Source organism: Rhodococcus sp. BP-241 (assembly GCF_019836145.1).
In the GTDB taxonomy this organism is placed as follows: domain Bacteria; phylum Actinomycetota; class Actinomycetes; order Mycobacteriales; family Mycobacteriaceae; genus Rhodococcoides.
On the sequence record NZ_JABUEI010000004.1, the window covers coordinates 86305 to 107721 of the forward strand.

Here is a 21417-nt window from a genome sequence, read left to right on the forward strand (position 1 = left end):
CCCCTACCCCGAGATCCTGATGCCGACGTCGACTCCCCAGATGACCACGGTGAGGATCATGTCGAGGACGACGATGACGATGAGCGACGCGCGGATCGCGCGGCCCGACGCACGGCCGACACCCTCGGGTCCGCCCGTCGCGTAGTAGCCCTGGTAGCCGTGGATCATGATGACGGCGCCGACGAAGATGGTGGCCTTGAGCAGCGAGTACAGCAGATCCGACGGCTGCAGGAACGCCGAGAAGTAGTGGTCGTACGTCCCCGACGACTGATCGCCGAACGCGGCGACGATGAACGCACACGAGACGTAGCTCAGGATCAGCGTGAGCAGGTACAGTGGGATGATCGTGACCACGCCGGCGATGACGCGCGTGGTGACGACGAACGGGATCGAGCGGATCCCCACCACCTCGAGCGCGTCGATCTCCTCGGAGATGCGCATCGCACCGATCTCCGCCGTCATGCGGCATCCCGCCTGGGAGGCGAACCCGATCGCGGCGATCATCGGGGCGAGTTCCCGCGTGCTGGCGTAGGCCGAGATGAAGCCCGTGAGAGGACCCATGCCGACGAGATTCAGGGCGTTGTAACCCTCGATCCCGATGGACGACCCCACGGCCACGCCGAGGATGACCAGCACCGAGACGGTACCGCCGCCGACCACGAGATTACCGCTGCCCCAGGTGATGTCGGTGAGCACGATCATGGTCTGGCGCCGGTAGGCACGCAGGGTGTGCGGGATCGCGACGAGCACCTGCCACACGAAGGTGAGCTGATGCCCGAGGTGCTCGACCAGCCCGAGCGGTACGCGAGCGATGCGCTTGCCGCCGCGGACGAGCGGCGCGGTGCCGGGCGGGGTGTAGCGGGCGACGGTCATGGCGTCACCCGAGCCGCTGCGGAAGGAACATCGACACCAACTGGGTGGCGAGGACGTTGACGATGAAGGCCGACAGCACACCGACGACGACCGAGGCGTTCACCGCGTTCGCGACACCGCGAGGGCCCGACGTGGCCTCGAATCCGCGCTGGCACGCGACGAGAACCACGATGATGCCGAAGATCTCGGCCTTCACCATCGCGACGACCAGATCGGTGGTCGAGGCGAAGGACGCGAAGGAGGACAGGTAGCTGCCCGGCGTACCGCCCTGGAACCCGACGTTGACGACGTACCCGGACACCAGACCCATGAAGATGACCAGCGAGCACAGCAGCGGTGCGACGACGAGCATGGCGGCGAGCCGGGGAGTCGCGAGCCGACGCACCGGGTCGATGCCCATGACGCGCATCGCGTCGATCTCCTCGCGCACCGTGCGGGCACCGAGATCGGCCGCGATCGCGGATCCTGCTGCGCCGCCCAGCAACAGCGCGGTCACGATGGGCGCTCCCTGGCGGATGACTCCGAGGCCGCCCGCGGCGCCCGCGATGGACGTGGCACCGATCTGATTGGTCAGGCTGCCCACCTGGACCGAGACGATGACACCGAACGGCACCGAGACGAGCACGGCGGGAAGCACGGTGACCGTGACCATGAACCACGCCTGGTCGAGGAACTCGCGCCAGGCGAAGCGCAGGCCCGCCAGGTCCCGCACCAGGTGACCGAACGCAGCGACCACGAGGTCGGCGAAACGACCCAGCGTGCGGGTGCCCGTGGTGACGCGGGAGACGAGCGGCATGCTGCGCGCCATGTCGATCCCCCCGTACGTCTCGAGTCAGTCGGACGCAGGTGGTGCGCCGCGCTGAAAACTAGCGCGGCAGAACGGGGATCGAGTCGGTTTCTCGGGAGTTCAGTGACGCCTGACAAACATCGGGCCCCGGACTAGGTCGCGATGCGACCGTTGACGTACTCGTAGAACCCGGCACTGGTCTTCTTGCCCAGCAGGCCGGCCTCGACCATGCGGAGCAGGAGAGGCGGCGGCGCGTACAGCGGTTCCTTGTACTCGGCGTACATCGAGTCGGCGATCGACTTCACGGTGTCGAGCCCGATGAGGTCCGACAGTGCGAGCGGGCCCATGGGATGCGCGAGGCCCAGCACCGTGGCCTTGTCGATGTCGTCGCGCGTGGCGAAGCCCGACTCGACCATGCGGATCGCCGAGAGGAGGTACGGCACCAGCAGAGCGTTGACGACGAAGCCGGACCTGTCCGCCGCGCGGACGACCTGCTTGCCGAGGACGTCCGCCGCGAAACGTTCCGCGCGTGCCAGGACGGCATCGGACGTCTTCAGCGACGAGATGAGTTCCACGAGAGGAAGAACCGGCACCGGGTTGAAGAAGTGCATGCCGATGACCCGCTCGGGGCGGGTCGTGGCCACGCCGAGCTTCATGATCGGGATCGACGAGGTGTTGGAGGCGAGCACCGCGTCGGGATCCGTGACCACCCTGTCGAGCTCGACGAAGAGGGCCGTCTTGATCCCCTCGTCCTCGAGCACGGCCTCGACGACGATCTCGCGATCGGCGAAGTCGGACAGCTCGGACGTGAAGGTCAACCGTGCGGCGGCCTGCTCACGTTCGCGCTCGGTGATCTTGCCGCTGCTGACGCCGCGGTCGAGCGACTTCAGGATGCGCGCCTTGCCCGCGGCAGCCAGTTCCCGTGTCTGCTCGAACACGATCACGTCGACGTGGGCGCGTGCGCACACCTCGGCGATTCCGGCCCCCATCTGTCCAGCGCCGACGATCCCGACACGTTCGATCTTCTCGCTGCTCACGTTTCTCCTTCACGATGCACGACTCCCCGCGCGGAGGCGAGGCGAGGGTGACTCTGCTGGGGCACGGGCGAAGCCGGGCCGATACGAGACAGGCGGCCCGCAACGAATGTCGCGAGCCGCCTGACTAGTGCGCAGAAAGCGCCGAGTGGGGGTTAATGAAACTGGCCCTCTTCGGTGGAGCCCTTCAGGGCTGCGGTCGACGTGTTGGGGTCGACGGTGGTGGCGATGCGGTCGAAGTAGCCGGCGCCGACCTCACGCTGGTGCTTGATGGCGGTGAAGCCACGCTCCTCGGCCGCCTTGAACTCGCGCTCCTGCAGGTCGACGAACGCCGTCATGCCCTCGCGGGCGTAGCCGTGCGCCAGATCGAACATGCCGTAGTTGAGCGAGTGGAAGCCGGCGAGGGTGATGAACTGGAACTTGAAGCCCATCGCGCCGAGCTCCTTCTGGAACTTCGCGATGGTCGCGTCGTCCAGGTGCGCCTTCCAGTTGAAGGAGGGCGAGCAGTTGTAGGCGAGCAGCTGGTCGGGGAACTCGCTGCGGACCGACTCGGAGAACTTCTTGGCGACCTCGAGATCCGGCACGCCGGTCTCCATCCAGATGAGGTCGGCGTACGGGGCGTAGGCCTTCGCACGGGCGATGCAGGGCTCGATGCCGTTCTTCACGCCGAAGAAGCCCTCGGCGGTGCGGGTTCCGTCCAGGAACTCCTGGTCGCGCTCGTCGACGTCCGAGGTGATCAGCGTGGCTGCCTCGGCGTCGGTGCGGGCGATGATGACGGACGGCACGTCGGCCACGTCCGACGCGAGACGCGCGGAGGTCAGGGTGCGGATGTGCTGCTGGGTGGGGATGAGCACCTTGCCACCGAGGTGGCCGCACTTCTTCTCCGAGGCGAGCTGGTCCTCCCAGTGCACGCCTGCGGCGCCGGCCGCGATCATGGCCTTCTGCAGCTCGTAGGCGTTGAGCGCGCCACCGAAGCCGGCCTCGGCGTCCGCGACGACGGGCGCGAGCCAGTTCTTCACGGACGAGTCACCCTCGACCTTGGCGATCTCGTCGGCGCGCAGAAGAGCGTTGTTGATGCGACGCACGACGCTCGGAACCGAGTTGGCCGGGTAGAGGCTCTGGTCCGGGTAGGTGTGGCCGGAGAGGTTGGCATCACCGGCGACCTGCCAGCCGGAGAGGTAGATGGCCTGGAGGCCGGCGCGCACCTGCTGCACGGCCTGGTTGCCGGTGAGGGCGCCCAGCGAGTTGATGTAGTCCTCGTTGTTCACGAGATCCCAGAGGATCTCCGAGCCGCGACGCGCGAGCGTGGCTTCCTCCACGACGCTGCCCTGCAGGTCGGACACCTGCTGTGCGGTGAAGTTGCGGGTGACGCCCTTCCAGCGGGGATTGGTGTCCCAGTCCTTCTGGATCTCTTCCGTGGTCTTCGGTGTGCCGGTGGTCGACATCGAAAAGCTCCGTCTCTGTTGCGTCTGCGTCGGCAGCGTGCTCGTGCTTCGCAGGCTTGCCAGGCATATCGGATGTACGACCCCACGATGGCACAGAGAAAAAGTGGTGTCTACCTGCTGAGACTGTAAATCTACGCTAAGCAGTACGCGCGTTCTGCGAATATTGCGAAGAACGTCGCGAGTGTCGTGGCGGCTCCGTACCCGTCAGTAACCTGATAACCGCAGTTCGGGAACGAAATGCACGCAATGCCGAACACCGACGAGATCGCCGTGCGACACGCTCACTCCCGGCGTCGCCCGCGGCCGGCTGTGACCACCGTCACCGTACGTTCGTACTGTTTTCTGGTGCGTCAGGCTGTCGCAGCGACCCGACGACGCTCGGTCAGCACTCCCAGGACACCCATCGCCGCGATCACGACGCCGCCGACGAGCGCGTAGTAGTCCGCCGTGCTCGCACCGGCGGGGAATGCGAGGACGACGGGTGACGTCGCCAGCACGACACCGAGTACGACGTGGGCCCAATGGCTCGAGCGCGATGCACTGCCCATGGCCCACAGCGCCGAGAATGCCGCCAGCAGACCCAGCACGAGGATGGCGCCGGCCACCTCGCTGCGGTGGGGCACCGGGAGCCAGAGCGTCGACAACACCAGAACGGTGCCTGCCACCAGCACCACCGCGTCGCGGGCAATTTCCTGTCGTACCGAGTGGGCCATCTCGCTTCTCCTCACAGTCGTCTCTCACGTGCACTGCACATCTGCCCCCTGCAACGCCCAGTGTGCGCCCGTCTTCCCCGGCGCGCCCGTGTGTGACAGACCAGACCTGAAACCCGTCTCACCTGCAAGGACCTGGCAAAGACGGGGAAATGCCGGGGGCGTCCTAGACTGTCCGCATGGCACGGACCTACGTCGGCGGCCGGCTTCGCCAACTGAGGGTCGAGCGAGGGTTGAGCCAAGCGGCGCTCGCCAAGCAGCTCGCGATCTCGGCCAGCTACCTCAACCAGATCGAGCACGACGTCCGACCGCTGTCGTCAGCGGTGTTGACGCGCATCACCGCAGTGTTCGGAGTCGACACCACGTTCTTCTCCACCCAGGACGACACGAGGCTCGTCGCCGAACTCCGCGAGGTGACCCTGGACCAGGACGTCCAGGTCGACGCGGACATCGACGAACTCGCCGACCTCGTGGCGGCGCACCCTGCGATGGCACGCGCGATGGTGAACATGCATCGCCGGTACCGCAACACCACCGCCCAACTCGCGGCGGCGACCGAGGACCGCTTCGCCGACGGCAGCGGCAGCGGATCCATCTCGAAACCGCACGAGGAGGTCCGCGACTACTTCTACCAACGCCAGAACTACCTCGACGCACTCGATCGTGCGGCCGAGGACCTGGCGAACCGATTGCGCTTCCACCGGGCGGACGTCGCGGCCGAGATAGCCAAACGGCTCCGCAATCTGTACGACGTCCAGGTCATCGAGCGCATCGACCTGGGCGAGAACGTCCTGCACCGCTTCGACGCGCGGACCCGTGTTCTCGAGATCTCCCCGCGACTGTCGGCCGGCCAGAAGGTGTTCCGCTTCGCGGCCGAACTCGCGTACCTGGAGAACGGCGACCTGATCCGCAGCATGGTCGAGGACGGGGGCTTCACCGGCGCGGAGTCGCGGGCACTCGCACGACTCGGCTTCGCCAACTACTTCGCCGCGGCGACCGTGCTGCCGTACGCGCGCTTCCACGAGGTGGCGGAGGATTTCCGGTACGACATCGAACGACTCTCCGCCTACTACGCGGTGAGTTACGAGACCATCTGTCACCGGCTCTCGACGCTGCAGCGGCCGTCGCTCCGCGGGGTCCCGTTCTCGTTCGTCCGGGTCGACCGTGCCGGCAACATGTCCAAACGCCAGTCGGCCACCGGGTTCCACTTCTCGTCGAGCGGCGGCACGTGCCCGCTGTGGAACGTGTACGAGACGTTCGCCTACCCGGGCAAGATCATGACCCAGATCGCCGAGATGCCCGACGGTCGGCGCTACCTGTGGATCGCGCGCACGGTGGAGCGGCGAGCGGCGCGCTACGGCGAACCCGGCAAGACCTTCGCCATCGGTCTGGGATGCGAAGTGCGTCACGGAAATAGGTTGGTCTACGCCGACGGCCTGGAGTTGGACGGATCCTCCGTGGCGACGCCGATCGGCGCCGGATGCCGCGTGTGCGAGCGTGCCCACTGCCCGCAGCGTGCGTTCCCGCCGCTGGGCAAGGAACTCGACATCGACGAACATCGAAGCTCGGTGTCGCCGTACACCATTCGCTGACTCAGCCCTCTTCGGTCTCGAACTGCTGCTTGCGACGGCGGCTGCGCCGGATCATCAGCGCCACCGCTCCGCCGCCGACGATCCCCCCGACCACCAGGCCCGCCCACGTGTCGGCTCCCGCGCGGCTCGGCAGGTACTTGTCGGGAGCGAGCGTCACGCCGATGCCGACGAATGCGACGAGCATCAACGCGGCAGTCACGTTGGCGCGCGCCGTGAACCACCGCGACTCTGCGAACAGGTCGACGTTCTTGGACTTGGCGTACCCGATGGTCGCGTAGTTCACGACCGCACCGAAGACGATGATGCCCAACGCGATCCACGCACCTGTCGGACCGGCAACCCATGGGAGGACGGCGGCGGCGATCAGCCCGCCGAAGATGTGCAATTGCAGACCCACGGCGGCTGCCTCGTTCCACACGTCTCTCTGACGCTCGTCGTCATAGAACTCGCTGTCCAGATCGCCGACCATTCGCATTGACGAGGTGAAGATGCTCATGTCGATTCCTCCTCAGGTTCGAGCCGATCATCGGGGGTGAGCGGGAAGAGATCCTCGACCGTCGAGTCGAGCGCTCCCGCCAGCTTCAGGGCCAGGTACACGCTGGGCGAATAGTCGCCACCCTCGACCGAGACGATCGACTGCCGGCTCACTCCGCACGCCCGCCCCAGTTCCGCCTGGGTCAGGCGCGACGACTTACGGAACTCCCGCACCCGGTTCGTCACGACCATGATCCGAGTCAACTCCACTTGTCATTACGTGTCAAGAGCTCTTGACATCAGACCACCGAGCGGGGGACGACTCGGGTGTTAGCCTCAGCGACGTGACAGGACACCGCACCCCTCCGGCCACCCTCCGCTCGCTGCGTCCCGTCAACTGGGGCATCGCCCGACTGGCCGGCGCGGTCACCCGCACCGGCGACATGCACCTGTTCTCCACTCTGGGACAGACGGGCGGCCTGTTCCGCGCCTGGCTGTTCTACAGCGGCCGCCTGATGCCGTTCGGTGGGTTGCCCCGCAAGGACACCGAGACGGTGATCCTGCGGGTCGCCGCACTCCGCGACTGCCGGTACGAACAGGACCATCACCTCCGTCTGGGCGCGCGCGCCGGCATCGACGACGCCCTCGCCGACGCCATCGCCGCCGGTCCCGACGCTCCGGGTCTCGACAGTCGGACCGCCCTGATCCTGCGGGCGGTGGACGAGCTGGTGTCGAACCGCGATCTGTCCGACGCCACGTGGACCGAGCTGACGACGGTCTGGTCGTCCCGATCGCTCATCGAGTTCGTGCTGCTGGTGACCCAGTACGACGGACTCGCCACCACGATCACGACACTGCGCATCCCCCGCGACTACCAGTAGCTGCGCAGACGAGAACACCCCGGTCGCTCGTGAGCGGCCGGGGTGTTCTCGTCGGGAGATCAGAAGTTGATCATGTGCCCTGCGAGGCCGTGGATGGCCTCCTGCAGTGCCTCGGACAGCGTCGGGTGCGTGTGCACGTTGCGCGCGAGTTCGGTGGCCGTCAGGTCCCACTTCTGCGCGAGCGTCAGCTCCGGGAGGAGCTCCGAGACGTCGGGTCCGATGAGGTGCCCGCCGAGCAGCTCGCCGTGCTTCGTGTCGGCGATGAGCTTGACGAAGCCTGTGGGATCGCCGAGTCCGTGTGCCTTGCCGTTCGCCGTCATGGGGAACGTCGCGACCTTGATGTCGTGGCCGGCGTCCTTGGCCTGCTGCTCGGTGAGACCGAAGCTGGCCACCTGGGGCTGGCAGAAGGTCGCGCGCGGCATGAAGCGGTAATCGTCGATGGGAAGCGTCTCGGCGCCGCCGATGGTCTCGGCCGCCACGACACCCTGTGCCTCGGCGACGTGGGCGAGCTGCAGCTTCGCCGTCACGTCACCGATCGCGTAGATGTGCGGCACGTTGGTGCGCATGACCGAGTCGATGGCGATGGCCCCGCGATCGGTGACCTCGACGCCCGTCTTGTCGAGCCCGAATCCCTCGACACGAGGAGCGAATCCGACGGACTGCATGACCTTGTCGACGGTGACCGTCTCGGTCTCGCCGCTCTTGTTGTTCTTGATCGCGACGGTGACCTTGCTGCCGTCGTCGTCGATGCTCTGCACCGCGGCGCCGGTCATGATCTTCACGCCGAGCTTCTTGTACTGCTTGGCGATCTCCTTGGAGACGTCCTCGTCCTCGTTCGGGAGCGCGCGATCGAGGAACTCGACGATGGTGACGTCGACGCCGTAATTCTTCAGGACGTACCCGAACTCCATGCCGATGGCGCCCGCGCCGACGATGAGGATGGAGCCCGGGAGCTCCTTCGTCATGATCTGCTCCTCGTACGTCACGACGTTCTCGCTCAGCGACGTTCCGGGCAGCAGCTTCGTGGTGCTGCCGGTGGAGATGATCGCATTGTCGAAGGTGACGGTCTCGCTGCCACCCTTCGTCAACTCCACCTCGATGGTGTTGGCGTCGGTGAACGACCCCTTGCCGTCGAGCTGGTCGATCTTGTTCTTCTTCATCAGGAAGTGGATGCCCTTGACGCGACCGTCCGCGACCTTGCGGCTGCGATCGTAGGCAGCGCCGAAGTCGAACGACACGTCACCGGAGATGCCGAACTGCTTGGCTTCCTTGGTGAACAGGTGCGCCAGTTCGGCGTTGCGCAGCAAAGCCTTGGACGGGATGCAGCCCACGTTGAGGCAGACACCGCCCCAGTACTTCTGCTCGATGATGGCGGTCTTCAGGCCCAGCTGCGCCGCGCGGATGGCTGCGACGTACCCACCGGGTCCGGCTCCGAGAACGACGACGTCATAGTGTGAGGTCACGGTTGCCCACCTTAGTCCCGTCGATCCGGACACACACCGAAAGGTCCGGCTACTGGCTGGTAACCGGACCTTTCGTGTCTTTATTTCAGCGGCTCTATTCAGTCGGGGATCATGTCGAACGTATCGGGGTTGGGGCCGGTGCGGCCGTCCTCACCCTTGTCCAGCGCCGAGATGTCGGCGATCTGACGGTCGTCGAGTTCGAAGTCGAAGATGTCGAAGTTCGCCTCGACGCGCTCCCGCGTGACCGACTTCGGGAAGATGATGTCGCCGCGCTGGATGTGCCAGCGGAGGGTGACCTGCGCGGTGGTCTTGCCGACGTCCTTCGCGATGCGCTCGAGCTCGGGGTCACCGAGAACCTTGCCCTGCGCGATGGGTGACCACGCCTCGGTGGCGATTCCGTGCTCCGCGCCGTACGCGCGCACCTGGTAGTTCGAGAAGTACGGGTGGACCTCGATCTGGTTGACCGACGGGACGGTCTCCGTCTCCCGCGCCAACTTCTGGAGGTGCGGCACCTGGAAGTTCGAGACACCGATGCTGCGCGCCCGTCCGTCCTTCGTGAACTCCTCGAGCACCTTCCAGGTGGAGACGTAGTCACCGTCGTACTGCGTCGGCAGCGGCCAGTGGATGAGGAACAGGTCGATGTAGTCGGTGCCCAACTTCTCGAGTGTCTCGTCGAACGAGCGACGGGCGTCGTCGGGGCGGTGGAAGCCGTTGTTCAGCTTGCTGGTGATCCAGACGTCGTCACGGGAGACGCCCGAGTCCTTCACTCCCTGGCCGGTCTCCTTCTCGTTGCCGTACATCTGCGCGGTGTCCAGGTGGCGGTAGCCCACCTCGATCGCGGTGCGGACGGCATCGGCGGTCTTCTCCGGCTCGATCTGGAAGACGCCGAAACCCAGCTGGGGGATGGACCGGCCGTCGTTGAGGGAGAGGGAAGGAACGTGGCTCATGTGCGTGAACTCCTGTTCGTTGTTCGTGATCCGAGTTCGTGCTCGTGTGCGCGGAGTACCCCGCGACGGGGGCGGTGAAGCCACCCGCGGGCGCCCCGCTCCTCTGGTGCAACGGGTGTGTCGAACCGTTATTCCGGATCGATGGTCGTCGCGACGACGAGGACACCAGAATGACCACCATGAGCGACTTCAACTCGATGGTCATCGCGGAGTTCCGCGACAACGGTGGACACGTGGCGACAGCCGGGTTCGGCGACAACCTCGTGGTGCTGCACTCGATCGGTGCACGTAGTGGCGAGGTGCGGCTGAACCCGCTCTTCGCGATCTCCGAGAACGGCACCTGGTTGGTGGTGGGCTCCGCGGCGGGGGCGGTGAAGGATCCCGCATGGGTGCACAACCTCCGGGCTCACCCACGCATCGACATGGAGGTCCCCGGCGACGACGCGACCGTACGCACCATCGCCGTCGACGTCACCGAGGTGCCCGACGACGACTGGGAGACTCACTGGGCGAAGTTCACCTCGGCGTCCCCCGGCTTCCTCGAGTACACGACGACGGCGGAGGGGCGACAGTTCCCGATCTTCCGCCTGACGCCCGCCTGACAGGGTCGGGTCCAGCCGGCGTCAGGTCCACACGGCGTCGGCCACGCGGCGGAAGTTGCCGCCGAACACAGCCGCCACCGCACTCTCGTCCCAGCCGCGCTCGGCGAGCACGGCCGGGAGCGTGTGGGTGTCCTCGGGCGGAACCCACTGCAGTGCCCCGTATCTCGTGTACTCCTCGGAGAACGCCTCGGGGTGGAGCGCCAACTCGGTGTTGAAGTCCTCGTGGTCGAAGGAGTAGTCGCTGCCGACACCGATGTGATCGATCCCGACCAGGTCGACTCCGTACTCGACGTGGTCGGCCATGGCGCGCACCCGATCCGCGCGACGTTCGGGTTCGTTGACGCCGAGGAAGATGCCCACCCCGTTGATGCCGACCACGCCGCCGGTGTCGGCGCACGCACGCGCCTGCTCGTCGGTGATGTTCCGCAGATGTTCCCACAGCGCAGCGAAATTGGAATGACTGTAGATCATCGGCCGGGACGTCGTCGCGGCGATGTCGAGCCCCGTCCGCCGGGAACAGTGCGACCCGTCCGCTGCCATGCCCGCCTCGTTCATCGCCCGGATCAGGTCGCGTCCGTGGGCGGTGAGACCCGTGTCGACGGCGTCGAGGCATCCGCATCCCGCGGCGTTCGCATGGTTGTAGGTGGGCAGCATCGAGCGCACGCCCAGTTCGACGAAGTAGCGCACGTTGTCGAGGTCGCCGTCCAGAGGAGCGGAGTCCTCGAGGTCGAAGGCGAGGGCACGCAGTCCCCGTCGTCGGGCCTCGTCGATGTCGGCCACGCTCCGGGCCGGAAGGAAGCGACCGTCCGCGAGTGCCCGCGCACTCCACGTCGTGGCCAACTCCGTCGCCGACGCCTTCGTGTGGGGCGAGTAGCCGACGTTGACGGAGAGGTAACTCCCCGCCTCGTACCGCGCCAGTTCGGTGATGTCGGTGTCCGCGTACAGCGGCAGGCAGGTGTGCTGCTCCCACAGCGCTGTCACCGCGCACCCCCGGCCAGCGCGCGAGAGAGCAACGGGGCGAACAGCATCGCGAGCAGTGCGTAGAGGCCCACCGACGGGACGAGCAGCGCCACCGCGGAGACCACCAGGAACAGAGCGACCGGAACCCAGGGCACCGCCGCGCCGCGCACACCGGGACGCAGATCTCCACGCAGGAAGCCCGCAGCGCGCACGCGTGCTGCGAGGAGACGGGACACGATCATGGTCACGGCGATGACCCCGAGGTACAGCCCCACCGACAACGGGTCCCCGTGGGGAGCCGCGACCTCCAGCACGGTCGCCACGGGCATCAGCACGATGCCGGCGAGCCACAGGAGGTTGAGCCGCACGACGACCTCGTCGTACCCCGTGACACGAGTGAAGAGCGCGTGATGATCGCGCCAGAACCCCGCGATGACCGCGAAACTGATGCCCGCGGCGACGAGTGCGTAGCCGTTCTCCCGCAGGAACGCTCCCGCACCCTCCGGGGTGTCGCGGGCACTGTCCACGAGGGGGAGCACGACGAGCGTGATGGCGATCGCCACCACCGCGTCGGAGAAGAACACGATGCGGTCCAGCCCCTGCTGAGAGCGCACCTCGGTGTCGGGTTCGGTCACCTCGACACTGTAGGTGCGCCGTCCTGCTCGCGCGAGGGCGACCGCGGGCAGAATGGGCGACGTGACCGACAAGTACGAGTGGCTCGAAGACGTGACCGGCGACGCCGCCCTCGTGTGGGTGCGCGCCCGTAACGAGCGCACGGTCGACGAGTTCACCGCGAACGACGAGTTCCGGACGCTCGAGACCGACATCCGGAGCATTCTCGACACCGACGCGCGCATTCCGTACGCGCGCAAGCGCGGCGACCACCTCTACAACTTCTGGAAGGACGCGTCGCACCCCCGCGGGCTGTGGCGGCGCACCACCATGGAGGAGTACCGGAAGGACAGTCCCGCCTGGGACGTCATCATCGATCTCGATGCTCTCGCCGAGGCCGAGGGCGAGAACTGGGTGTGGAAGAGCGCGCAGGTGCTCCGTCCGTCGTTCGACCGCGCGCTGATCTCCCTGTCGCGCGGCGGCGCGGACGCATCGGTGATCCGCGAGTACTCGCTCACGTCCCGCTCCTTCGTCGCACCCGACGAGGGTGGCTTCGTCGTCCCCGAGGCCAAGACGGACATCGACTGGATCGACGCGGACACGGTCTTCGTCGGCACAGATCTCGGACCCGGGTCGCTCACCGATTCCGGGTACCCCCGGCGCGCACACCGGTGGCTCCGTGGAACTCCTCTCGCGGAGGCTCCCGTCGTGTACGAGGGTGAGCAGACCGACGTCGCGGTGTCCGCCTCGCACGATGCGACGCCCGGCTTCGAGCGCAGCCTGGTCCAGCGCGCCACCGACTTCTTCAATGCCGTCACCTCCATTCTTCACGACGACGGATCGACCACGGTCCTCGAGGTGCCCACCGATGCCTCGGTGTCCCTGCACGAGAACTGGTTGACCGTTCGCCTGACGACCGCATGGACCGTCGACGGCACCGAGTACGCCGCAGGGTCGCTGGTGGCCGCGAAGATCGACGAGTTTCTCTCCGGTGCAAGGGATCTGATCGTCGTCTTTGCTCCCGACGCCCGCACGTCGCTGCACCAGTACGCGTGGACCGAGAACCATCTGCTGATGGTGCTGCTCGAGGACGTCCGTTCCAGCGTCCACGTGGTGACGCTGGGCGACACGGTCACCTCCGAACGCCTGCAGGGACTCCCGGACGCAGTCGACGTCACCGTCATCGGCACCGACCCCGAGTTCGGCGGTGACGAGTACTTCCTCGACGCGAGCGGCCACCTCACTCCGTCCACTCTTCTGGTGGGCACCGTCGGGACCGATCCCGAGGTCCTGAAGTCCGCTCCCGCGTTCTTCGACACCACGGGCCTCGCGGTCGAGCAGTACTTCGCCACCTCACTCGACGGCACACGCGTGCCCTACTTCGTCGTACGGAACCCCGGAACGCAGGACCGTCCGACGGCCGCAGGCCCCACCCTCCTCTACGGATACGGCGGTTTCGAGGTCTCACTCACCCCCTCGTACAGCGGCGTGGTCGGCGCGGCCTGGCTGGCTCGGGGCGGTACCTACGTGGTGGCGAACATCCGCGGCGGCGGCGAGTACGGGCCGTCGTGGCACACCGAGGTGCTGAAGTCCGGTCGACACAAGGTGCACGAGGACTTCGCGGCGGTCGCGAGCGATCTGGTGGAGCGCGGCATCACCACCCCGGACCAGTTGGGCGCGCAGGGCGGCAGCAACGGCGGCCTGCTCATGGGCATCATGCTCACCAAGTACCCGGAGTCGTTCGGCGCCATCGTGTGTCAGGTGCCGCTCCTGGACATGAAGCGGTATCACCGCCTGCTGGCCGGGGCGTCGTGGATGGCCGAGTACGGAGATCCCGACGATCCCGACGAGTGGGCCTTCATCTCCGAGTACAGCCCGTACCAGAACGTCTCACCGCCGGGGAACTCGATCGGTGTGTATCCGCCGATCCTCATCACGACGTCGACGAGGGACGACCGTGTGCACCCCGGGCACGCGCGCAAGATGGACGCCCTCCTCGAGGAGTACGGGTACGACGTCTCCTACTACGAGAACATCGAGGGCGGCCACGGCGGTGCGGCCGACAACGCGCAGGCCGCATTCAAGTCCGCGCTGGCGTACACGTTCCTGTGGCGGACGCTCGGGGGCGGTACCCGCTAGGTCAGTCGGTGTCCGGTTCCGCAAGTCCGACGATGGACGGATCCGGGCGCCCCACCACCTCGTGGTCCTTGTTCGAGTAGTCGAAGCTGTTCAGCACGAAGCGCATCGCCTCGAGGCGGGCGCGTTTCTTGTCGTTGCTCTTCACCGTCGTCCAGGGGGCGTGATCGGTGTGGGTGAACCGGATCATGTCCTCCTTGGCCCTCGTGTACGCGTCCCACTTGTCCAGGGAGGCAAGGTCCATGGGCGAGAGCTTCCACTGCCGTACCGGATCGACCTGGCGGATGGCGAAGCGCGTCCGCTGTTCGAGCTGGGACACCGAGAACCAGAACTTGGTCAGCTGCACTCCGTCGTCGACGAGCATCTGCTCGAACAACGGTGCCTGGTGGAGGAATCGGTGATACTGCTCGTCGCTGCAGAATCCCATCACACGTTCCACGCCGGCCCGGTTGTACCAGGAGCGGTCGAACAGGACCAGCTCTCCGGCAGCCGGTAGGTGGGTGACGTACCTCTGGAAGTACCACTCCGTCGACTCGCGTGGCGACGGCTTCTCGAGTGCCACCACCCGCGCGCCGCGAGGGTTGAGATGCTCCATGAAGCGCTTGATCGTGCCGCCCTTGCCGGCGGCGTCGCGACCTTCGAAGACGATGACGTGGCGGCCACCGGTCTCCTTGATCCACATCTGCAGCTTCAGCAACTCGATCTGCAGAAGACGTTTCGTACCTTCGTATTCCGCGCGCGGCATCCGTTCGTCGTACGGGTACGCCTGGCGCCAGGTGTCCACCGGGACTCCGTCACCGGTCAGCAACACGGGGTCGTCGTCGTCGTCCCGCACGCTGAACGACGAGGTGTCCGAGAGGTCCACGATCCGGGACAGGGCGAAGTCATCGAGAGCGGTCACGCCAGGAACCTACGAGCCGCCGGAGACGGGACGGTGATCACGGGGTGAACAGCAGATGCCGTGACAGGCGGAGTTTCAGGGTACGTCTCGGGGTGGTCACCGATGGTGCAGCGCCCGGGCGGAACTCAGGATGGAGACATGACATTCCACGAGAGCAACTCCACCGTCCACCCGAACCCGAACCACACCACGCAGCTGACGCGAAGCCGAGACGACGCCTGGATCGCCGGGGTCTGCGGCGGTGTCGCCGCCTACACCGGATGGGATCCCAGCCTGGTGCGCGCCCTCACCGTGGTCGGCGCCCTCGTCTCGTTCGGCACCGTCGCCCTGCTCTACCTCGCGATGGTCATGCTCGTTCCCCGAGCATGACCATCGCGGGGCGTCGCGGAGATCAGCTGCCGCTACCGGTCCCGCCGGTTCCGAGAAGACCGTCGAGCAGTCCTCCCACACCGTCGAGCACAGAATCCAGTGCGCCACCGAGCAGTCCACCACTCAGCAGGCCACCGTCGGTCCCACCACCGAGAATCAGATCGAGAAACATCCGTCGTCCCTTCTCCTACACCGCGCCAGGAATGACGGCGACGGCCCCGATGGCCGTGGGCTGGACTGTAAATGCCCGCGACCGTGAAAGGAATGGTTTCCTGCCGTAAAAGTCCGGATTCTCGGGAGCGGTCGACCTTACCGTCGAGTCACTTGTCTCCGGTCACCAACCAACCACAGGGAGAGGCCAAGTCGTTCGCTGCCTCGGGTCCCATCGAGCCGGGCTCGTACGGGAGCACGGCCGGCGGAGAGGTCAACAACGGTGCGGCGACCTCCCACACGTGAGCCAGTCCGTCGGGACGGGTGAACAACGACCGGTCACCGTCGAGTACGTCGAGAATGAGTCGTGAATAGGGCGACAGCGGCTCGGCGTCCGACACCGTCGACAGGTCGAGCGACATCCGACCGATCCCGAGGTCCTCGCCGGGGCCGGGCTCCTTGACCGTCATGGCGATGTCCACTCGGCCGTCGCCCGACAGGTCGAACGTCAGCACGGCGCCGTCGGCCGGCAGGTGCTTCACCGGTCCCTCGGGGCGACGGAACACCAGCGACACCCGCTGCGTGCTGGTTCCCAGCATCTTGCCGGTGCGCAGGACGAAGGGAACGTCGCGCCACCGGTCGGTGTCGACCCACATGCGTGCGGCGACGAACGTGTCGGTCGACGAATCGTCCGCGATCCCCTCGACGTCCTGGTAGCCGCGGTACTGACCGAGGACCACCTCGGACGTGTCGAGCGGGCGGAACGCCGCGATGACCGACTCGCGGGCAGTCTGCAGGTCGTCCGCACCGAGGCTGAGTGGGGGCTCCATGGCCACCTCCGCCGCGACCTGGAACAGGTGCGTCACCAACATGTCGAGCACGGCACCCGTGGCGTCGTAGAACTCGGCACGGTCGTCGATGTCCAGCGTCTCCGGCACGTCGATCTGCACCTGCTCCACGTGTTCCCGGTTCCAGATCCCCTCGATCATCCCGTTCGCGAAGCGCAGGATGTGCAGGTTCTGGGTGTTCTCCTTGCCGAGGAAGTGGTCGATCCGATAGACCTGCTTCTCGTCGACGATGGCATGGACCGCCTCGTCGAGCTTCTCGAAGTTCTCCTGCGACGTGCCGAACGGCTTCTCGTAGACCACCCGCGCGCCCTCGGCGAGATCGTGTGCGCCGAGCGCCTCGGTGTAGTCGATGAAGGTCGAGGGCGGCAGCGCGATGTAGTGCACGAGCTGCACGTCGCCGCCCAGCTCGTCCTTCACGTCTCCGATGACCGACGGCAGGTCACCCGGATCGTCGGCGGTGAATCCGTTGCCCGCGAAGCGAACACGGTCCGCGAACGACGACCACACCTTCTCGTCGATGCTGTCGACACCCTCCCCGGGACCGAACTCCTCGAGCGCCGCGCGGATGTGCTCGCGGAACTCGTCGTCGGTCTTTTCACCTCGACCGTTGCCCACCAACGCCCACTGCTCGGGCAGCAGTCCTTCCTGCGCAAGTTCGTAGAACGCCGGCAGCACCATGCGCTTGGCAAGGTCTCCCGTCGCCCCGAAGAGCACGAAGATGGTCGGAGCCCCGCCGGATTCGGATGTCGCAGTGTCAGCCATGCCTCCATGATGCCCAGTCGGGGGCTCCCCCGAACCTCGATCGCCTCACAGTGCCGCGTCGACGCTACTGTCGAGCCGGTGACACGATCGATCTTCGACGGCGACATCGCCGGTCTCGGGACCTCCAGCGGAACCAGGATCGTCGTCGGCCACTGGACGTCGTCGCCGCTGGGCGACTTCACCGATGTCATGGTCGAGTTCGCGGACGGCGAGCGCCTTCTGCTGGCACCGTCCGACGCGGTCCGCGAGTTCGTCACCGCGACCTACCACTTCGACACGACGACCATCACCGACGTCTCGTATCACCGCCGAGGTGACCGAGTCGGCGTCTCCGCGGGTGATCTCGAGGTGTCCTTCCAGATCGGCGGCCCGACCCTGCTGGGTCGACTGCTCACCCTCGCACCGACGTCGGTGGTCACCGCACCCTGGTTCTGTACGGTGAGCGACCCGATCGCGCGGGTCGTGATGCGCGGCGTGCGGACCAGGGGCACCGCCGGCGGTGGGCGGCGCGAATACTACGGAGCGCGAGGGCAGCGCAGCATCGTCGGCGCGACGGCATCGTGGAAGGGCGACGATCTGGGACACCTGTCGCCGGTGGAGCCGCCGGTGCGGTTCGGATTCGGGTCCACACCCGCGGCCCCGTCGACGACGCGGATACGCACGACGATCGACCACCGCTGACCGAGGTCACCGCAGGGTGGTGTTCTCGTCACGGGAGAGGAAGAACGCGTTCGAGCCGACGCGGGCGCACGCGACTCCGTCCTCCCGAGAGACGCAGAAGCTCTGCCCCGTGTTGATCACCTCGCCGTACTGCAGTGTGCGGATGTTCTCCGAGCCGGTGAAATAGCCCTGATTCGTGCAGTAGTGGATCGGCCCGGTGCTCTCCACGCGGACGGCGTACCTGCTGGTGGCACCGTTCGAGCAGACCTCGCCCTCGTCGGGAGCGACACTGGACACGGCCTGGCATCCCAGGAATCCGACCGAGGTTCCGTTCGGGAAGAGCCCGCACGACACATTCCCCGACGGTGTCCAGAAGTAGTACCCCTCACCCGCCCCGCCACTGTCGCGGAAGAGCTCGGGATCCACCGACACCTCCTGCGACCCCGGACGCGGAAGTGCGTCCGCCGGGTCTGCCGACTCTGCCGACGGCGACTGCTCGACCGGCTGTTCCTCTGCGCCCGGCTGATCCGACGCTGCACCGGTGGGCGGCTCGATCGGCGCCACGACCGATGTCCCCGTCGGCGTCACGACCGAGGTGTCAGCGGGCGCCGGAACCGCCGTCGCCGACGTCACCTGGTCCGGAGCCGAACATGCCCCCAGCACCGCGGCGCCGGCGACCAGGGTGGCCGCGACGGCAGCCCGTGTGCTCATCGAGAACGACATGTCGACTCCTGTCCGGAGCCGGCCGATCGCCGCCCCCTCTGACATACCCATCGGTCTCTTTCGTGGCGTCGTTACCTGTACTCACGTCACGATCAGGACACGAGCCGGCTAACTGCCGTCGAGGGGTGCGATGCCGGCGATGAGTTGGTACGGAGTCAGCGAGAAACCACGCTGAGGTCCGAACCAGCGAATGCAGTCGACCAGGATCGTGGTGCCCTTGGCGCGCTCCGCAGCAGCGACGTCCGGACACGTGGGGAAGATCCCCGGCACCACCTCGTAGTACAGCGGCCCGACGTAGGTCGGCTCCGCGGAGGCGGTTCCCGCCCCTGCCAGCACCGATCCCGCCGTGATGGCTCCGGCGGCGAGCACTCCACCGACCACTCGCCGTAGTCCGATTCGCACCATGACACACACCTTCCGATGGGAGAGCCCCGGCCTTCGAAAACCGTACCGTGCGGACTGTTACGGGGGAAGAGGCATGCGGGAACGCAGGCACGGTTGCCGTAAAATACGAGGGTCCACCAGGCACTTGTTTCGATCAGGGGAGTCACGTGACCGCGCACGTCGAAGAAATGCAGTTCCAGGCCGAGACCCGGCAGCTGTTGGATCTGATGATCCACTCGGTCTACTCCAACAAGGACTCGTTCCTCCGCGAGTTGGTGTCCAACTCGTCGGACGCGCTGGACAAGCTGCGACTCGAGTCGTTCCAGAACAAGGATCTCGGCGCCGACACCTCCGATCTCCACATCGACCTGGAGATCGACAAGGAGAACCGCACCCTCACCGTGCGGGACAACGGCATTGGCATGTCGCGCGACGAGGTCGTCGATCTCATCGGCACGCTCGCGAAGTCGGGCACCGCCGAGGTCCGCGCGAAGCTGAAGGAAGCGAAGGACGCGGCCGCGTCCGAGGAGCTCATCGGCCAGTTCGGCATCGGCTTCTACTCCACGTTCATGGTGGCCGACAAGGTCACCCTCGTGACCCGGCGCGCGGGTGAGGACTCCGCGACGCGCTGGGAGTCCAGCGGTGAGGGCACGTACACCATCGAGGAGGTGTCCGACGCGCCTCAGGGCAGCGCCGTGACCCTGCACCTGAAGCCGGCCGACGATGAAGACCACCTCTACGACTACACGTCCGAGCACAAGATCCGCGAACTGGTGAAGCGGTACTCGGACTTCATCGCGTGGCCCATCCGCATGCAGGTCGAGAAGACCACCGGCGAGGGCGACGACGCCACGACGGTGCTCGAGGACGAGACGGTCAACTCGATGAAGGCGCTGTGGACGCGCTCGAAGGACGAGGTCTCGGACGAGGAGTACACCGAGTTCTACCGCCACGTCAGCCATGCATGGGACGAGCCGCTCGAGGTCATCCCCATGAAGGCCGAGGGCACCTTCGAATACCAAGCGCTGCTGTTCATTCCGTCGCGCGCACCGTTCGACCTCTTCATGCGGGAGTCGAAGATCGGCATCCAGCTGTACGTGAAGCGCGTGTTCATCATGGACGACTGCGAGGAGCTGGTGCCCGAGTACCTGCGCTTCGTCAAGGGTGTCGTCGACGCGGCGGACCTGTCCCTCAACGTCTCTCGCGAGATCCTGCAGCAGGATCGCCAGATCCGCGCCATCCGGCGCCGCCTGACGAAGAAGGTGCTGAGCACAGTCAAGGATCTCCAGGCGAACCAGCCGGAGAAGTACAGCACGTTCTGGACCGAGTTCGGCCGCGCCCTCAAGGAGGGCCTGCTCTCCGACCACGACAACCAGTCCACTCTCCTCGAGCTGTCGTCCTTCGCCAGCACCCACAGCGACGAGAAGCCGACCACGTTGGCGGAGTACGTCTCTCGCATGAAGGACGGCCAGGACGCGATCTACTACATGACCGGTGAGTCGCGTCAGCAGGTGGAGAACTCTCCGCACATGGAGGCGTTCACCGCCAAGGGGCTCGAGGTGCTGATCCTCACCGACGCCGTCGACGAAATGTGGACCGGGTCCGTCCCCGAGTTCGACGGGAAGCCGTTCCGCTCCATCGCGAAGGGTGCCGTGGACCTGGGTGACGACGAGGCGGAGACCGAGGAGAAGGACGCACGAAAGGCGCAGTTCGCCGACCTCACCTCGTGGATGGCCGAGACGCTGTCCGACGACGTGAAGGAGGTCCGCCTGTCCTCACGCCTGACCACCTCACCCGCGTGCATCGTGGGCGACGACTTCTCCCTGAGCCCGCAGCTCGAGAAGATGTACCGCGCCTCCGGCCAGCCGGTCCCCAAGACCAAGCGCATCCTCGAGCTCAACCCGGACCACGCGCTGGTCACCGCGCTGGAGAAGGCCCATGCGGAGAAGAAGGACGAGATGGCGCTGGCCGAGACCGCCAAGCTGCTCTACGGCACAGCCCTGCTCGCCGAGGGTGGCGAGCTGGACGACCCGGCGTCGTTCGCGAAGTTGTTGGCGGAGAGGCTGACACGCACGATGTGACCTGAGGACATATGCCCACCCGT

General features: G+C 66.5%; 23 protein-coding genes. 7 read left to right on the forward strand and 16 right to left on the reverse strand.

Annotated features, from left to right (window positions below; genetic code table 11):
- Positions 1–3: 3 nt before the first annotated feature.
- The 5 genes from HQ308_RS09600 to HQ308_RS09620 form a co-directional block, all read right to left on the reverse strand.
- Entirely contained in the window at positions 4–873 is an 870-nt protein-coding gene (locus tag HQ308_RS09600; RefSeq protein ID WP_056441517.1) for an ABC transporter permease, read from the reverse strand.
- Positions 874–877: 4 nt separating this feature from the next.
- Entirely contained in the window at positions 878–1681 is an 804-nt protein-coding gene (locus HQ308_RS09605; protein ID WP_222646271.1) for an ABC transporter permease, read from the reverse strand.
- 131 nt (positions 1682–1812) lie between these two features.
- Positions 1813–2697, reverse strand: coding sequence for a 3-hydroxybutyryl-CoA dehydrogenase (locus tag HQ308_RS09610; RefSeq protein WP_222631992.1), 885 nt, complete (start codon positions 2695–2697; stop codon positions 1813–1815).
- 152 nt (positions 2698–2849) lie between these two features.
- A complete protein-coding gene (gene aceA, locus HQ308_RS09615) occupies positions 2850–4139 on the reverse strand; it encodes an isocitrate lyase (protein ID WP_027506305.1) in 1290 nt (429 codons plus the stop codon).
- Positions 4140–4489: 350 nt separating this feature from the next.
- On the reverse strand, positions 4490–4852 hold the full coding sequence (locus tag HQ308_RS09620; RefSeq protein WP_037186125.1) for a hypothetical protein: 363 nt from the start codon (positions 4850–4852) through the stop codon (positions 4490–4492).
- A 176-nt stretch (positions 4853–5028) separates the two neighbouring features.
- Here HQ308_RS09620 and ramB point away from each other — a divergent pair, with 176 nt between their 5' ends.
- Positions 5029–6441, forward strand: a complete 1413-nt coding sequence (gene ramB / locus HQ308_RS09625) for an acetate metabolism transcriptional regulator RamB (protein ID WP_222646272.1) — start codon at positions 5029–5031, stop codon at positions 6439–6441.
- A gap of 1 nt (position 6442) precedes the next feature.
- Here the strand turns inward: ramB and HQ308_RS09630 are convergent, their stop codons facing one another.
- Both HQ308_RS09630 and HQ308_RS09635 read right to left on the reverse strand, forming a co-directional pair.
- Complete coding sequence (locus HQ308_RS09630; protein ID WP_222631997.1) at positions 6443–6937, reverse strand: DUF2029 domain-containing protein; 495 nt, start codon at positions 6935–6937, stop codon at positions 6443–6445.
- On the reverse strand, positions 6934–7167 hold the full coding sequence (locus HQ308_RS09635; protein ID WP_027506302.1) for a helix-turn-helix transcriptional regulator: 234 nt from the start codon (positions 7165–7167) through the stop codon (positions 6934–6936). Before HQ308_RS09635 ends, HQ308_RS09630 begins: the two co-directional genes overlap by 4 nt.
- A 92-nt stretch (positions 7168–7259) precedes the next feature.
- On the opposite strand from HQ308_RS09635, the gene HQ308_RS09640 reads away from it, so the two are divergent.
- Entirely contained in the window at positions 7260–7796 is a 537-nt protein-coding gene (locus HQ308_RS09640; RefSeq protein WP_308115732.1) for a carboxymuconolactone decarboxylase family protein, read from the forward strand.
- 59 nt (positions 7797–7855) lie between these two features.
- Here HQ308_RS09640 and lpdA read toward each other — a convergent pair whose 3' ends face one another.
- Together lpdA and HQ308_RS09650 are read right to left on the reverse strand one after the other, a co-directional pair.
- Positions 7856–9259, reverse strand: a complete 1404-nt coding sequence (gene lpdA / locus HQ308_RS09645) for a dihydrolipoyl dehydrogenase (RefSeq protein WP_027506300.1) — start codon at positions 9257–9259, stop codon at positions 7856–7858.
- 98 nt (positions 9260–9357) lie between these two features.
- Positions 9358–10206 carry an aldo/keto reductase gene (locus HQ308_RS09650; protein WP_222646273.1) on the reverse strand — a complete coding sequence of 283 codons (849 nt, stop codon included), beginning with the start codon at positions 10204–10206 and terminating at the stop codon, positions 9358–9360.
- 179 nt (positions 10207–10385) lie between these two features.
- On the opposite strand from HQ308_RS09650, the gene HQ308_RS09655 reads away from it, so the two are divergent.
- Positions 10386–10808 carry a nitroreductase/quinone reductase family protein gene (locus tag HQ308_RS09655; protein WP_222646469.1) on the forward strand — a complete coding sequence of 141 codons (423 nt, stop codon included), beginning with the start codon at positions 10386–10388 and terminating at the stop codon, positions 10806–10808.
- A 21-nt stretch (positions 10809–10829) separates the two neighbouring features.
- On the opposite strand, the gene HQ308_RS09660 is transcribed toward HQ308_RS09655, so the two are convergent.
- Positions 10830–11789 (reverse strand): dipeptidase, encoded by a 960-nt coding sequence (locus tag HQ308_RS09660; protein WP_222646274.1) that lies wholly within the window; start codon positions 11787–11789, stop codon positions 10830–10832.
- The gene (locus HQ308_RS09665) at positions 11786–12403 is read right to left on the reverse strand and encodes a TMEM175 family protein (protein WP_222646275.1); all 618 of its coding nucleotides are present in this window, start codon (positions 12401–12403) and stop codon (positions 11786–11788) included. The genes HQ308_RS09660 and HQ308_RS09665 overlap by 4 nt, the downstream gene beginning before the upstream one ends.
- Before the next feature lie 52 nt (positions 12404–12455).
- On the opposite strand from HQ308_RS09665, the gene HQ308_RS09670 reads away from it, so the two are divergent.
- Positions 12456–14519: a prolyl oligopeptidase family protein gene (locus HQ308_RS09670; protein ID WP_222646276.1), complete on the forward strand. Its 2064-nt coding sequence runs from the start codon at positions 12456–12458 to the stop codon at positions 14517–14519.
- 1 nt (position 14520) lies between these two features.
- On the opposite strand, the gene ppk2 is transcribed toward HQ308_RS09670, so the two are convergent.
- Positions 14521–15393 (reverse strand): polyphosphate kinase 2, encoded by an 873-nt coding sequence (gene ppk2 / locus HQ308_RS09675; protein WP_222632634.1) that lies wholly within the window; start codon positions 15391–15393, stop codon positions 14521–14523.
- A 162-nt stretch (positions 15394–15555) separates the two neighbouring features.
- Here ppk2 and HQ308_RS09680 point away from each other — a divergent pair, with 162 nt between their 5' ends.
- Positions 15556–15786, forward strand: a complete 231-nt coding sequence (locus HQ308_RS09680; RefSeq protein WP_037186123.1) for a PspC domain-containing protein — start codon at positions 15556–15558, stop codon at positions 15784–15786.
- A 22-nt stretch (positions 15787–15808) separates the two neighbouring features.
- On the opposite strand, the gene HQ308_RS09685 is transcribed toward HQ308_RS09680, so the two are convergent.
- Both HQ308_RS09685 and HQ308_RS09690 read right to left on the reverse strand, forming a co-directional pair.
- Entirely contained in the window at positions 15809–15958 is a 150-nt protein-coding gene (locus HQ308_RS09685) for a hypothetical protein (protein ID WP_222632006.1), read from the reverse strand.
- A 148-nt stretch (positions 15959–16106) separates the two neighbouring features.
- Positions 16107–17546 (reverse strand): glucose-6-phosphate dehydrogenase (NADP(+)), encoded by a 1440-nt coding sequence (locus HQ308_RS09690; protein ID WP_222632008.1) that lies wholly within the window; start codon positions 17544–17546, stop codon positions 16107–16109.
- A gap of 78 nt (positions 17547–17624) precedes the next feature.
- Here HQ308_RS09690 and HQ308_RS09695 point away from each other — a divergent pair, with 78 nt between their 5' ends.
- Complete coding sequence (locus HQ308_RS09695) at positions 17625–18227, forward strand: hypothetical protein (RefSeq protein WP_027506292.1); 603 nt, start codon at positions 17625–17627, stop codon at positions 18225–18227.
- 6 nt (positions 18228–18233) lie between these two features.
- Here the strand turns inward: HQ308_RS09695 and HQ308_RS09700 are convergent, their stop codons facing one another.
- Together HQ308_RS09700 and HQ308_RS09705 are read right to left on the reverse strand one after the other, a co-directional pair.
- On the reverse strand, positions 18234–18980 hold the full coding sequence (locus HQ308_RS09700) for a hypothetical protein (protein ID WP_222646277.1): 747 nt from the start codon (positions 18978–18980) through the stop codon (positions 18234–18236).
- Between the two features lie 57 nt (positions 18981–19037).
- Positions 19038–19334, reverse strand: a complete 297-nt coding sequence (locus HQ308_RS09705; RefSeq protein WP_222646278.1) for a hypothetical protein — start codon at positions 19332–19334, stop codon at positions 19038–19040.
- A gap of 146 nt (positions 19335–19480) precedes the next feature.
- On the opposite strand from HQ308_RS09705, the gene htpG reads away from it, so the two are divergent.
- Complete coding sequence (gene htpG / locus HQ308_RS09710) at positions 19481–21394, forward strand: molecular chaperone HtpG (protein ID WP_222646279.1); 1914 nt, start codon at positions 19481–19483, stop codon at positions 21392–21394.
- The last annotated feature ends 23 nt before the right edge of the window (positions 21395–21417 follow it).

Bases quoted from the DNA above. Each gene is read 5' to 3' on its own strand.
- HQ308_RS09600 (WP_056441517.1), bottom strand. From the start codon at position 873: ATGACCGTCGCCCGCTACACCCCGCCCGGCACCGCGCCGCTCGTCCGC.
- HQ308_RS09605 (WP_222646271.1), bottom strand. From the start codon at position 1,681: ATGGCGCGCAGCATGCCGCTCGTCTCCCGCGTCACCACGGGCACCCGC.
- aceA (WP_027506305.1), bottom strand. From the start codon at position 4,139: ATGTCGACCACCGGCACACCGAAGACCACGGAAGAGATCCAGAAGGAC.
- HQ308_RS09620 (WP_037186125.1), bottom strand. From the start codon at position 4,852: ATGGCCCACTCGGTACGACAGGAAATTGCCCGCGACGCGGTGGTGCTG.
- ramB (WP_222646272.1), top strand. From the start codon at position 5,029: ATGGCACGGACCTACGTCGGCGGCCGGCTTCGCCAACTGAGGGTCGAG.
- HQ308_RS09630 (WP_222631997.1), bottom strand. From the start codon at position 6,937: ATGAGCATCTTCACCTCGTCAATGCGAATGGTCGGCGATCTGGACAGC.
- HQ308_RS09635 (WP_027506302.1), bottom strand. From the start codon at position 7,167: ATGGTCGTGACGAACCGGGTGCGGGAGTTCCGTAAGTCGTCGCGCCTG.
- HQ308_RS09650 (WP_222646273.1), bottom strand. From the start codon at position 10,206: ATGAGCCACGTTCCTTCCCTCTCCCTCAACGACGGCCGGTCCATCCCC.
- HQ308_RS09655 (WP_222646469.1), top strand. From the start codon at position 10,386: ATGAGCGACTTCAACTCGATGGTCATCGCGGAGTTCCGCGACAACGGT.
- HQ308_RS09670 (WP_222646276.1), top strand. From the start codon at position 12,456: ATGGGCGACGTGACCGACAAGTACGAGTGGCTCGAAGACGTGACCGGC.
- HQ308_RS09680 (WP_037186123.1), top strand. From the start codon at position 15,556: ATGACATTCCACGAGAGCAACTCCACCGTCCACCCGAACCCGAACCAC.
- HQ308_RS09685 (WP_222632006.1), bottom strand. From the start codon at position 15,958: ATGTTTCTCGATCTGATTCTCGGTGGTGGGACCGACGGTGGCCTGCTG.
- HQ308_RS09690 (WP_222632008.1), bottom strand. From the start codon at position 17,546: ATGGCTGACACTGCGACATCCGAATCCGGCGGGGCTCCGACCATCTTC.
- HQ308_RS09700 (WP_222646277.1), bottom strand. From the start codon at position 18,980: ATGGGTATGTCAGAGGGGGCGGCGATCGGCCGGCTCCGGACAGGAGTC.
- HQ308_RS09705 (WP_222646278.1), bottom strand. From the start codon at position 19,334: ATGGTGCGAATCGGACTACGGCGAGTGGTCGGTGGAGTGCTCGCCGCC.